The sequence below is a fragment of the Bacillus sp. GMs2/2 genome (assembly GCF_050172095.1).
In the GTDB taxonomy this organism is placed as follows: domain Bacteria; phylum Bacillota; class Bacilli; order Bacillales; family Bacillaceae_G; genus Bacillus_A; species Bacillus_A cereus.
The window spans coordinates 1-1,020 of the sequence record NZ_JBNLYE010000747.1 but is presented as its reverse complement, the minus strand read 5'-3'; the positions used below and the strand labels follow the sequence as shown (position 1 = coordinate 1,020).

Sequence of the window (1,020 nt, the reverse complement as noted above, 5' to 3'; positions counted from 1 at the left end):
AATATATTCTATATAATAAAATGTAATAAGGCTTCTATGAATCTCATAGAATACCTTACCCCTAATAAAAAAGAAAAAAGAATCCATTTGGATTCTTTTTTCTTTTTTAATTACATTACATATTTATATAAAGCATGTGCCACACCATGTTCTTCATTTGATAACGTTTCGTATTTACACATTGCTTTTATTTCTTCTACTGCATTCCCCATTGCAATTGATATGTTCGCTTTTTCCATCATAGAAACATCGTTTAGCCCATCACCTATCGCTACAGTGTTTTCAACTGGAATATTAAGATGTTCTGCTAAAGTATATAATCCATTCCCTTTTTGAGCATCTCGATGATTAATCTCTAAATTGTGCCAATATGAAGATGTAATTGCTAAATCTGTATTATGAAGAAATGTTTCTTTGAGTTTTTTTAATTTCTCAATTTCATAAGAAAATGGTAATAGTTTATGCACATGTATATCTGTTTCTACAATTGGTTTACAACTTTCCGCACTATGAAACGCTGTATGCTCAAGATATAATGCTGCGATTGTTTCTAACTCTTTCAAGTCGAAATTTTCTTTTGAATTCTTCACATGCTCAATTTCATTACGTACACTCTCTACTCCATAATCCGGTACATACACACCTTTATCAGTATAGAGCTGATAATATAAACCATTCTCTTCAAGATATTCTACAATTTCAAGTGCCTGCATATTTTGAATTGGATATCTCTTCATCATTTTTTTATCTTTATATATAAGAGCACCATTTTCCGCAATGATTGGACACTCTAAATCAACTTCTAACAATAATCGCTCAATGTCAACAATTGAACGTCCTGTACAAATTGCTACAACATGGCCAGCTTCTTGACATGTTCGAATTGCTTCTGCATTTTCTTTACTTATCATTTTATTCCCCGAAAGAAGAGTTCCATCTAAATCAATTGCGATTAATTTCATTATTTCTTCACCACTTTCTATAAATACACAAGTTCTAATTAATTATTAGGTATCGTTT

The 1,020-nt window shown here is 30.7% G+C and carries 1 protein-coding gene; it reads right to left on the bottom strand.

All coding sequences use genetic code 11. From position 1 onward, the window contains the following. Window positions 1-110: 110 nt before the first annotated feature. Window positions 111-962 (bottom strand): Cof-type HAD-IIB family hydrolase, encoded by an 852-nt coding sequence (locus ACQGS6_RS29225; RefSeq protein WP_000766385.1) that lies wholly within the window; start codon window positions 960-962, stop codon window positions 111-113. Window positions 963-1,020 lie beyond the last annotated feature (58 nt).

Excerpts from the sequence above, each read along its gene's own strand:
- ACQGS6_RS29225 (WP_000766385.1), bottom strand. The coding sequence starts at position 962 with ATGAAATTAATCGCAATTGATTTAGATGGAACTCTTCTTTCGGGGAAT.